This window comes from Kribbella sp. NPDC104740 (assembly GCF_055583505.1).
In genome coordinates this window covers 264,499-275,372 of sequence record NZ_JBVJNV010000005.1, presented here as the reverse complement: position 1 = coordinate 275,372, position 10,874 = coordinate 264,499, and the positions used below count along the sequence as shown (strand labels likewise).

Below are 10,874 nucleotides of genomic sequence, written 5' to 3'. Positions count from 1 at the left end.
AGATACCGGTTGTCTGTGGCTGAGGTTCCTCGAGCCAGACTTGGCCATCGCCAGGCGCTCGTCCAGCAACTCGCAGCTGAGGGTGAGGACGAGTTGAAGGCAAACCTGGGCGTCGACGCTCCGAACCTCGACGCGTCCACACTGCACCCGTGGGTGTGGGGCAGCATCCAGACCCCGTGGGGCAGCGGACACTTCCGTGAAGCCCCGCCGGGCAGTGCCAGAGCATGGTCGGACGACTTCGCCCCGCGGTCTGTACACGGCTATCCGAAACCTCAGGCGCATGAATTCGTCGATGTTGCAGTCCTCAGAGACAACTACGTGGCCGGGGCAGAAGGCCTGACTTCGCGGTCTGACAGCAGCGCTCAACCAGCCAAGGCCTGGTCCAGGATCTTCGACCACTGGCGGACGATTCCCCGGCGGCGCCTGCCGTCGTCCGTCAGCAGGTCGGCCAGGCCGAGGCCGCGGGCCATGTCCAGGACTCCCTGCACGGTCTCCCGGACGCCCGGCGTCTTCTCGCTCACGTCGAGGACCTCCAGCAGCGCGCGGTGCGCCTGCCGGCCGACATGGGCCTCCAGGCGGACGATCTGTCGCCGGAGCGGCTCCTCAGTCGATGCGGCGACCCACAGGTGTAGAGCGGCGCGGAACAGTGGGCCGGTGTAGACGTCCGCGAGCATGCCGACGATCGCCTCGGTGCGGCCGGCGCCGACCGGTAGGGCAGCGGCCTGGGAGCGGATCTCCGCGAGGCGGACCTCGGTCATGTACTCCACCGCCGCCTCGAACAGATCCGCGCGCGTCGGGAAATGATGCTGAGCGGCTCCCCGCGACACCCCGGCGCGTGCCGCGACGACGGCGACCGTCGTCGCGGCGTACCCGACCTGGGCCAGCGACTCGACCGAAGCCTCCAGGAGCTTCTGTCGGGTCGCCCGGCTCCGGTCCTGCTGCGGCGCGCGCAGCGGGTCAGCCACCTGTCGCCTCCCGTGCTCTCAGTTCGCGGCGCAGGATCTTGCCGGAGGCCGCCTTCGGGACCGCCTCGATGAACTCGACCTGGCGCACCTTCTTGTACGGCGCCACCCGCTCGGCGACGTAGTCGATCACGTCCTGCTCGGTCAGCCCACTGCCCGGCATCGGGACCACGAACGCCTTCGGCACCTCGTTGCCGTCGGCATTCACCCCGATCACCGCCGCGTCCGCGATCCGCGTGTCGGTCAGCAGCACCGCCTCCAGCTCCGCGGGCGGCACCTGGTAGCCGTGGTACTTGATCAGCTCCTTGACCCGGTCGACGACGTACAGATAGCCCCGCTCGTCGACGCGCCCGATGTCGCCCGTGTGCAGCCAGCCGTCGGGATCGATCGTCGCGTCGGTCTCCGCCTGCCGCCCGAGGTACCCCTTCATCACCTGCGGCCCGCGGATCCAGATCTCGCCGGTCTCCTCGTCACCAACATCGTTGCCGTCAGCACCGACCAGCCGCATCTCGGTCGACGGGAACAGCTTGCCCACCGCGCCGGCCGGCGGGTCGACAGCGTCCTGCGGTACGGCGTGCGTCCCCGGGGACAGCTCCGTCATCCCGTACGCCTGCAGTACGGCGTGCAGCCCGAGGCGCTTCGCGCACGCCTCGGCCAGGTCGCCGTCGAGCGGCGCCGCGGCCGACGTCACGTACCGCAGCGCGGACAGGTCGACCCCGTCGACCGCCGGGTGCTTGGCCAGCGCGAGCACGATCGGCGGCGCCACGAACGCGCGGGTGATCTTCTGCTCGTCGAGCGTGGTCAGGAACTGCTGCAGGTCGAACTTCGGCAGCACCACCACGGTCGCGCCGGCCCGCAGCGGCAGGTTCATCAGCACGCTCAGCCCGTAGATGTGGAAGAACGGCAGGATCGCGATGATCCGCTCGTCCTCGCCCATCGTGAACGTCGCCTGCGCCTGGGAGATGTTGGTCGCGATGTTCCGGTGGGTCAGCATCACGCCCTTGGCGGCGCCCGTCGTACCGCTGGAGTAGGGCAGGACGGCGACGTCCTCGGCAGGGTTGATGTCGACGACCGGCACCGGGCCGGTCGAGTGCAGCAGCTCGGTCAGCGACCGGTAGCCCTCGGCCTGGTCGCAGACGATGATCTCCCGGACGTCGGTGCCTTCGACCGCGGCCGTGGCCAGCGGGAGGAACAGCGAGATCGTCACCAGCAACTTGGCCTTCGAGTCGACCAGTTGCTTGTGCAGCTCGTCGGCGGTGTAGAGCGCGTTCACCGTGGTCACCGTCGCGCCCGCGCGGGTCGCGCCGTAGAAGGCGACCGGGTAGAGGATCGTGTTCGGGCTGTGCAGCGCGATCACGTCACCCTTGACGATGCCGAGCTCGGCGAGCCCGGCCGCGACCCGGCCGCTCATCGCGTCCAGCTGCGCGTAGCTGATCTCCTTCCCGGTGACGCCGTCCACCAGCGCGGCCCGGGCGCCGTACTCCTGGGCGCGGCCGAGCACGGCCTCGTGGATCGGGACGTCGAGCACCTCGACCGGCGGGAACTCGCTGTTGATCACCATGGGCGGTCCTTTCCGAAGCTGTGGAGCACGACTGTGGCGGACTCAGTACGACTTGGGTAGGCCCAGCGAGTGCTGCGCGACGAAGTTCAGGATCATCTCCCGGCTGACCGGCGCGATCCGGGTCGCCCGGGCCGCCGCGACCAGCGACGCGACGCCGTACTCGACGGTCATGCCGTTGCCGCCGAGCGACTGGACGGCCTGGTCGGTCGAGCGCACGCAAGCCTCGCCGGCGGCGTACTTGGCCATGTTCGCGGCCTCGCCGGCGGCCAGGTCCTCGCCCGCGTCGTACAGGGCGGCGGCCTTCTGCATCATCAGCCGGGCCAGCTCCAGCTCGATCTTGATCTGGGCCAGCGGGTGCGAGATCCCCTGGTGAGCGCCGATCGGCGTCTTCCAGACCTGCCGGTCCTTGACGTAGGCAACGGCCTTGCCGAGCGCGTGCCGGCCGATCCCGATCGCGAACGCCGAGGCCATGATGCGCTCCGGGTTGAGCCCGGCGAAGAGCTGCAGCAGCGCCGCGTCCTCGGAACCGACCAGCGCCTCCGCGGGCAGCGTGACATCGTCCAGGAACAGGGAGAACTGCTTGTCCGGGCTGATCAGGTCCATCTCGATCTGGCGGAACTCGACCCCGGCGGCGTCGGTCGGGACGATGAACAGCGCCGGCTTGAGCCGCCCGGTCTTCGCGTCCTCGGTGCGGCCGACGACCAGCACGGCCTGCGCGACGTCGAGGCCGGAGATGTAGACCTTGCGGCCCGACAGCGACCAGCCGTCGTCCGTACGCCGGGCCGTCGTCGTGATGTTGTGCGAGTTCGACCCGGCGTCGGGCTCGGTGATCGCGAACGCCATCGTGGTCGAGCCGTCGGCCAGCCCCGGCAGCCAGCGCTGCTTCTGCGCGTCGGTCCCGAACCGGCTGATCACCGTGCCGCAGATCGCGGGCGAGACGACCATCATCAGCAGCGGGCACCCGGCCGCACCGAGCTCCTCCAGGACGATCGACAGGTCGGCCATCCCGCCGCCGCCCCCGCCGTACTCCTCGGGCAGGTTCACGCCGAGGTAGCCGAGCTTGCCGGCCTCCTGCCACAGCTCGGTCGTCTGTCCACCGCTGCGGGCCTTCTCGGTGAACCAGGCGTAGCCGTACTTGTGCCCGAGCTCGCTCACCGCCGCCCGCAGCGCCCGGCGCTCCTCCGTCTCGACGAAACTCATGCGTCCTCCCCAGCTCGTACGACGGCCAGAACGGCCCCGACCTCGACCTGCTCACCCTTCGCGACGTTCAGCTCGGCGACCACGCCGTCGGCCGGCGCGGCGATGGTGTGCTCCATCTTCATCGCCTCCAGCCAGAGCAGCGGCTGCCCCTGCTTCACCTCGTCACCGACCTCCACCGCGACCCGGATCACCGACCCCGGCATCGGCGCCACCAGCGACCCGACCGACAGCTGGTCCGCCGGATCCGCGAACCGCTCCACCGGCCTCAGCTGCACCGGTCCCACGCACACCAGCCCCGGGTACGCCGCGACCTCGAACCGCCGCCGGACGCCGCCGACCTCCAGCACCACGAGCTCACTCGACGCCTCGACCAGCGTCACGTCCCCGTCGGTCACCAGCCCGTCGCGCGTCACCCGGTACGACACCTCGTACGTCGCCTCGCCCACCGCGTACGACTTCCGCTGCGGCTGCGACGCCAGGTTCCGCCACCCACTCGGCAACCGCCCCTGCACCCTCGCCGCCGCCCGGTTCCGCGCCGCATCAGCCAACGCGGCCGCCAGCGCAGCCAACTCCACGTCCTGCTTCTCAGCGCCGACTCCGTGCTGGTCGAAGAACCCGGTATCGGTGTCCCCGGCAACGAACGCCGGATGCCGCAACACCCAGACCAGCAGCTCCCGGTTGGTCACCACGCCGTGGATCTCCGCCGAAGCCAGCGCGGAGGCCAACCGCCGGGCAGCCACTTCCCGGGTTGGCGCCCACACGATCACCTTGGCGAGCATCGAGTCGTAGTACGGCGAAACCTCCGAGCCGTCCACCACGCCCGAGTCCACCCGAATCCACGGCAACCCACTGCGCGGACCACCAGCGGTGAACTCATTCCCCGGAAGTACAAATCTGTGCACGCGACCGGTCTGCGGCTGCCAATCCTGAGCCGGATCCTCGGCGTACAACCGCACCTCGATCGAGTGCCCCACCGAAGCAGGCGGTTCAGCAGGCAACGCCTCACCTGCGGCGATCGACAACTGCAGCGCCACCAGATCCAACCCCGTGACCGATTCCGTGACCGGGTGCTCGACCTGCAACCGCGTGTTCATCTCGAGGAAGTAGAACTTCCCGCTCTCGTCCGCCAGGAACTCAACCGTCCCCGCCCCGACGTACCCGATCGCCTCAGCAGCCTTCCGCGCCGCCTCGAACAGCGCGTCCCGCATCCCCGGCACCCGCTCCACCAACGGCGACGGCGACTCCTCGACCACCTTCTGATGCCGCCGCTGGATCGAGCACTCCCGCTCACCCACCGCCCAGACGGTCCCGAACGTATCCGCCAGCACCTGCACCTCGATGTGCCGCCCGGTCGCCAGGTACCGCTCGCAGAAAACCGTCCCGTCGCCAAACGCCGACAGCGCCTCCGCCGAAGCAGCCTCGATCTCCCGATCGAGATCCTCCAGCCGGCGCACGACCCGCATCCCACGCCCACCACCACCGGCCGACGCCTTCACCAGCACCGGCAGATCCGAGGCCTCCACCGCGGACAGTTCAGCAAGCACCGGTACGCCGGCCGCCGCCATCAGCTTCTTCGCCTCGACCTTCGACCCCATCGCCGCGATCGCGTCCACCGGCGGCCCGATCCAGGTCAGCCCGGCCTCGACCACCGCCGCCGCGAACGCGGCGTTCTCCGACAGGAACCCGTACCCCGGATGCACCGCGTCCGCCCCGGCAGCCACCGCGGCAGCGATCACCAACTCTCCCCGCAAGTACGTGTCGGAAGCAGAAGCGCCGGGCAGCAGCACCGAAGCATCCGCCTCCGCCACGTAAGGCGCCGAAGCATCAACCGACGAGTGCACTGCGACAGTGGAGAGCCCCAAGGAGCGAGCCGTCCGAAAGACCCGCCGCGCGATCTCCCCGCGGTTGGCCACCAGTACCGAGCTGATCATCGTCATCACATCCTGAAGACGCCGAAGGAGGACGTGCCCTCCACCGGTGCCGAGTGAATGGCGGACAGGCACAGGCCGAGCACGGTCCGGGTGTCCCGCGGATCGATCACGCCGTCGTCGTACAGCCGCCCGGACAGGAACATCGGCAGCGACTCGGCCTCGATCTGCCCCTCGACGTACGCGCGCATCGCGGCGTCACCGTCCTCGTCGTACGGCTGCCCCTTCGCCTCGGAGGCGGCCCGGGCGACGATCGACAGCACGCCCGCGAGCTGCTGCGGTCCCATCACCGCCGACTTCGCCGACGGCCAGGCGAACAGGAAGCGTGGATCGAAGGCCCGCCCGCACATCCCGTAGTGCCCGGCGCCGTACGACGCGCCCATCAGCACCGAGATGTGCGGCACCGCGGAGTTGGAGACCGCGTTGATCATCTGTGCGCCGTGCTTGATGATGCCGCCCTGCTCGTACTCCTGCCCGACCATGTACCCGGTCGTGTTGTGCAGGAAGATCAGCGGTGTCGACGACTTGTTGGCGAGCTGGATGAACTGCGCCGCCTTCTGCGACTCCTCGGAGAACAGCACTCCGCGCGCGTTGGCCAGGATCCCGACCGGGTAGCCGTGCACCGACGCCCACCCGGTCGCCAGCGAGGACCCGTACAGTGGCTTGAACTCGTCGAACACCGACCCGTCGACCACCCGCGCGATCACGTCCCGTGGATCGAACGGAACCTTCAGGTCCCCCGGCACGATGTCGAGCAACTCGTCCTCGTCGTACATCGGCGTTGCGTACGACGGCGCAGGCGCCGGCCCGAGCTTCTTCCAGTTCAGCCGGGAGACGATCTGCCGCCCGAGCCGGATCGCGTCCGGCTCGTCCACGGCGAAGTAGTCGGCCAGTCCCGAGGTCCGCGCGTGCATCGCCGCACCACCGAGCGACTCGTCGTCGGCGTCCTCACCGGTCGCCATCTTCACCAGCGGTGGCCCGGCCAGGAACACCTTGGCGCCGCCGTCGACCATCACCACGTAGTCGCTCATCCCGGGGATGTAGGCGCCGCCCGCGGTCGAGTTGCCGAAGACCAGCGCGATCGTCGGGATCCCCTCGGCCGACAGCCGGGTCAGGTTGCGGAACATCGCGCCGCCCGGGATGAAGATCTCCTTCTGGGTCGGCAGGTCCGCGCCGCCGGACTCGACCAGGCTGATCACCGGCAGCCGGTTCGCCCGCGCGATCTCGTCGGCCCGCAGTGCTTTGCGCAGCGTCCACGGGTTGCTCGCGCCGCCCTTCACCGTCGGATCGTTCGCCGTGATCAGGCACTCGACACCCTCGACGACGCCGATCCCGGTCACCAGGCTCGCGCCGACGGTGAAGTCGGACCCCCAGCCGGCCAGCGGCGACAGCTCCAGGAACGCCGAGTCCGGGTCGAGCAGCAGCTCGATCCGCTCCCGGGCGAGCAGCTTGCCGCGCTTGTGGTGGCGGGCGACGTACTTCTCGCCTCCACCGGCCAGCGCCTTCTGATGCTCGACGTCCAGAGCGGCGAGCTTGTCCAGCATCGCCTCACGGTTGCTCATGCGGTGAACCCCAGTCTCCTCGCGGCCAGGCCGGTCATGATCTCGGTCGTGCCGCCGCCGATGGCCAGGATCTTCTGGTCCCGGTACTGGCGTTCGACCTCGGACTCGCGCATGTAGCCGAGCCCGCCGTGCAGTTGCAGCGCCTGGTCGCAGACCCACTGCCCGGCCTCGACCGCGGTGTTCTTCGCGAAGCAGACCTCCGCGGTCACGTCCTCACCCAGAGCGGCCCGCCGTACGACGTCGTGCACGTAGACCCGCGCGACGTCGACCCGCCGCGCCATCTCGGTCAGCGTGAACTGCACGGTCTGCCGCGAGATCAGCGGCCGGTCGAACGTCTTCCGCGCCCGGCACCACGCGACGGTCAGGTCGAGCGCGCGCTGCGCACCGGCGTACGCCTGGACGGCGAGCGTCAGCCGCTCGGCGACGAAGTTCTGCGCGAGCTGGACGAACCCACTGCCCTCCGCGCCGACCAGGTTCTCGACCGGAACCCGTACGTCGCTGAACGACAGCTCGGCCGTGTCCGAGCACAGCCAGCCCATCTTCTCCAGCTTGCGCGAGACCGTGTAACCACCGCGTTCGACCACCAGCAAGGAGATCCCGTGCGCGCCGGGCCCGCCGGTCCGCACGGCGACCGTGACGAAATCGGCCCTGCACCCGGAGGTGATGTAGGTCTTCGACCCGTTCACCACGTAGTGGTCACCGTCGCGCCGGGCCGTCGTCCGCAACGACGCGACGTCCGACCCGCCGTCGGGCTCGGTGATCGCCAGCGCACCGATCAGCTCCCCGGCCAGCGTCGGCCGTACCCACCGGTCGATCTGCTCTTGATTGCCAGAAGCAACAATATGCGGCACGGCGATCCCGCAGGTCAGCAGCGAGGCGACCAGCCCGCCGGAGCCGCCGCTGTAGTGCATCTCCTCCACCACGTCGATCGCATCGCGCAGCGAACCGCCGCCGCCACCGACCGACTCCGGGAAGCCGACCCCGAGCAGTCCCAACGCGCCGGCCTTCTTGTGCAGCTCGCGCGGCAGCTCACCCGCCCGCTCCCAGTCGTCGAGCGACGGCAGCACCTCCGCGGCCATGAACCGCCGTACGCTCGACCGGAAGTCGTTCACAGCAAGACCTCCGGCACATCCACATAGCGCGACCGCAGCCACTCACCGACCGCCTTCGCCTGCGGATCGAACCGCGCCTGCGACGCCACGCCCTCGCCGAGCAGACCCTCGACGACGAAGTTCAGCGCCCACAGGTTCGGCAGCACGTACCGTGTGACCCGCAGATCCTCGGTCTCCGGCAGCAGCTCCTTGAACAACCCGATCGTCAGCGTGTGCGCGAGCCAGCGCCACGCCGTCTCGTTCCGCACCCACACCCCGACGTTCGCGTCCCCGCCCTTGTCGCCGCTGCGCGCGCCGACCACCCGCCCGAGCGGCACCTCACGCGTCAGCGACCGCGCCGGCCTTCCTGCGGCGACCAGCTGCGGCAACGGCATCGGCAGCGCCGCATCGTCGACCGGCTCCAGCACCTGCGTCTCCGCAGCGGCAGCGATCACCCGCCGCGTCCCGTCCGGTAGCACCACCACGTGCTCGACCTCACCGACGTCGACGTACCCCGCCGTGAAAACCCCGTACGGCGAACCGTCCTCCGGCGGCCGCGTCACGTGGAAGCCCGGGTAGCTCGCCAGCGCCAGCTCGACCGCCGCGCTCGAGAACGCCCGCCCGACCACCTTCGGGTCCGGGTCCTTGACGACGCACTTGAGCAGCACGCTCGCGAGCTCCTCGCTCGTGGCGTTCGGCTGCTCGGTCCAGGTCAGCGACCACTTCAGCTCGGCCGGCTTCCGGGTCAGCCCGCGTTCGAGCTGCCGCTGCACCAGCTCCGACTTCGCCTCCAGCTCCAGCCCGGTCAGCACGAAGTCGACCTCGTTGCGGAACCCGCCGAGGCTGTTCAGCGACACCTTGTACGTCGGCGGAGGCGGCTCGCCCTGCACGCCGCTGATCCGGATCCGGTCGATGCCGTCGTCGGTCAGCTCGATCGTGTCGAGCCGCGTCGTCACGTCCGGCCCGGCGTACCGGGCGCCGGTGATCTCGTAGAGCAGCTGCGCCTTGACGGTGTCGATCGTGACCGCGCCGCCGGTGTCGTCGTGCTTGGTTATCACGCTCGACCCGTCGGCGTGGATCTCGGCGATCGGGAAGCCGGGGCGGTCGAGGTCGCGCAGCTCGTGGAAGAACGCGTAGTTGCCTCCGGTCGCCTGGCAGCCGCACTCGATCACGTGCCCGGCGACGACGGCGCCCGCGAGCTCGTCGTACTGGTCGGGCCGCCAGCCGTGGTGCGCGGCCGCGGGCCCGACGATCACCGAGGCGTCGGTCACCCGCCCAGTCACCACGACGTCCGCACCCGAGCGCAGCGCTTCGGCAATCCCCCAGGCCCCGAGATAAGCGTTGGCGGTCAGGGGGCCGCCCAGCCCGTCCCCGGCACCGCCGAGCGCGAGCTCTCCTGCGCGCGCGAGCAGATCGTCTCCCTCGACGTACGCGATCTTCGGGTGCAGCCCCAGCTTGTCGGCCAGGCCCTGCACCGCGTCCGCCAGCCCCGCGGGATTCAACCCACCCGCGTTGCTGACCACCCTCACCCCACGATCGAGCGCCTCACCCAGCCCGCTCTCCAGCTGCTTGAGGAACGTCCGCGCGTAGCCCAGCGAAGGATCCTTCAGCCGGTCCCGCCCGAGGATCAGCATCGTCAGCTCGGCCAGGTAGTCCCCGGTCACGTAGTCCAGCGGCCCGCCCGTCACCATCTCGTGGAACGCGCTGAACCGGTCGCCGTAGAACCCCGACGCGTTCCCGATCCGCACGGGTCCCGTCATCCGAACTGCCCCGCGACGCGTCCCTTGCCCGGCATTCCGGCGAACGCCTGGATGATCCCCAGCCACTCCTCGGCGTCCGTACCGACCGCCTCGACCGCCAGGTCGTCCCGGTGCCGCCGCTGCGTCGCCAGCAGACAGAAGTCGAGCGCCGGCCCACTCACCCGCTGCTCGGCAGCAGCATCGCCGTACGTCCAGACCTGCCCGTCCGGCCCCGACAGTTCCACGTGGAACGGCTCGCTCGGCGGCTTCCGGTCGTGCAGCAGGTAGGAGAAGTCCCGCGTCCGTACGGCGAGGTGCGCGACGTGCCGCAACCGGCTCGACGGCTGCCGGCTGATCCCGAGCCCGTCGTGCACGTCCTGCCCGTGCGCCCAGGTCTCCATCAGCCGTGCGGTCACCATCGAGGTCGCACTCATCGGCGGCCCGAACCACGCGATCTTCTGCCCGTTCGGCACCGACTTCAGCGCCTCGGCCAGCTCGGCCCGGGTCTCTCGCCAGTACGGCAGCAGCTGGTCGGCCGGCAGCGCGGCGCCCTCGGCCGCGCCCTTGTCGACGTACCCGGCCGGGTCGGACGCGGCCTTCCGCAGCGTCTCCTGGAACGCGTTCTGGTCGGTGATCGCGCTCAGCGCCGCCTCGTCGGTCCAGGCCAGGTGGGCGATCTGGTGCGCCACCGACCACCCCTCGGCCGGTGTCGGCGTCGCCCACCCGTCGGTGGCCAGCCCGGCCACCAGCATGTCCAGCTCGGCGTTCTCCGCCCACAGATCGGCCAGTACCTCGTCCAGGTCCATCGCCCGAGCGTCCCATCCGGACCAA

At 70.1% G+C, this 10,874-nt stretch carries 8 protein-coding genes; all 8 read right to left on the bottom strand.

The window, feature by feature from the left end; all coding sequences use genetic code 11:
• Window positions 1-362 precede the first annotated feature (362 nt).
• Genes ACZ6Z4_RS26905 through ACZ6Z4_RS26870 form a run of 8 tightly spaced genes read right to left on the bottom strand, consistent with a single transcriptional unit; the run spans window position 363 to window position 10,849 of the window.
• Window positions 363-965 (bottom strand): TetR/AcrR family transcriptional regulator, encoded by a 603-nt coding sequence (locus ACZ6Z4_RS26905; protein ID WP_363676753.1) that lies wholly within the window; start codon window positions 963-965, stop codon window positions 363-365.
• Window positions 958-2,523 carry an AMP-binding protein gene (locus ACZ6Z4_RS26900; RefSeq protein WP_465569753.1) on the bottom strand — a complete coding sequence of 522 codons (1,566 nt, stop codon included), beginning with the start codon at window positions 2,521-2,523 and terminating at the stop codon, window positions 958-960. Before ACZ6Z4_RS26900 ends, ACZ6Z4_RS26905 begins: the two co-directional genes overlap by 8 nt.
• 42 nt (window positions 2,524-2,565) lie before the next feature.
• The gene (locus ACZ6Z4_RS26895) at window positions 2,566-3,723 is read right to left on the bottom strand and encodes an acyl-CoA dehydrogenase family protein (RefSeq protein WP_465569750.1); all 1,158 of its coding nucleotides are present in this window, start codon (window positions 3,721-3,723) and stop codon (window positions 2,566-2,568) included.
• Entirely contained in the window at window positions 3,720-5,660 is a 1,941-nt protein-coding gene (locus ACZ6Z4_RS26890; protein WP_465569748.1) for an acetyl/propionyl/methylcrotonyl-CoA carboxylase subunit alpha, read from the bottom strand. Before ACZ6Z4_RS26890 ends, ACZ6Z4_RS26895 begins: the two co-directional genes overlap by 4 nt.
• Entirely contained in the window at window positions 5,660-7,213 is a 1,554-nt protein-coding gene (locus ACZ6Z4_RS26885; protein ID WP_465569745.1) for an acyl-CoA carboxylase subunit beta, read from the bottom strand. The genes ACZ6Z4_RS26890 and ACZ6Z4_RS26885 overlap by 1 nt, the downstream gene beginning before the upstream one ends.
• Window positions 7,210-8,325: an acyl-CoA dehydrogenase family protein gene (locus tag ACZ6Z4_RS26880; protein ID WP_465569742.1), complete on the bottom strand. Its 1,116-nt coding sequence runs from the start codon at window positions 8,323-8,325 to the stop codon at window positions 7,210-7,212. Before ACZ6Z4_RS26880 ends, ACZ6Z4_RS26885 begins: the two co-directional genes overlap by 4 nt.
• The gene (locus tag ACZ6Z4_RS26875) at window positions 8,322-10,064 is read right to left on the bottom strand and encodes an acyclic terpene utilization AtuA family protein (RefSeq protein ID WP_465569740.1); all 1,743 of its coding nucleotides are present in this window, start codon (window positions 10,062-10,064) and stop codon (window positions 8,322-8,324) included. The genes ACZ6Z4_RS26880 and ACZ6Z4_RS26875 overlap by 4 nt, the downstream gene beginning before the upstream one ends.
• The gene (locus ACZ6Z4_RS26870) at window positions 10,061-10,849 is read right to left on the bottom strand and encodes a TIGR03084 family metal-binding protein (protein WP_465569739.1); all 789 of its coding nucleotides are present in this window, start codon (window positions 10,847-10,849) and stop codon (window positions 10,061-10,063) included. The genes ACZ6Z4_RS26875 and ACZ6Z4_RS26870 overlap by 4 nt, the downstream gene beginning before the upstream one ends.
• Between the last annotated feature and the right edge of the window lie 25 nt (window positions 10,850-10,874).

Bases quoted from the DNA above. Each gene is read 5' to 3' on its own strand.
- ACZ6Z4_RS26895 (WP_465569750.1), bottom strand. From the start codon at position 3,723: ATGAGTTTCGTCGAGACGGAGGAGCGCCGGGCGCTGCGGGCGGCGGTG.
- ACZ6Z4_RS26885 (WP_465569745.1), bottom strand. From the start codon at position 7,213: ATGAGCAACCGTGAGGCGATGCTGGACAAGCTCGCCGCTCTGGACGTC.
- ACZ6Z4_RS26890 (WP_465569748.1), bottom strand. From the start codon at position 5,660: ATGACGATGATCAGCTCGGTACTGGTGGCCAACCGCGGGGAGATCGCG.
- ACZ6Z4_RS26900 (WP_465569753.1), bottom strand. From the start codon at position 2,523: ATGGTGATCAACAGCGAGTTCCCGCCGGTCGAGGTGCTCGACGTCCCG.
- ACZ6Z4_RS26875 (WP_465569740.1), bottom strand. From the start codon at position 10,064: ATGACGGGACCCGTGCGGATCGGGAACGCGTCGGGGTTCTACGGCGAC.
- ACZ6Z4_RS26870 (WP_465569739.1), bottom strand. From the start codon at position 10,849: ATGGACCTGGACGAGGTACTGGCCGATCTGTGGGCGGAGAACGCCGAG.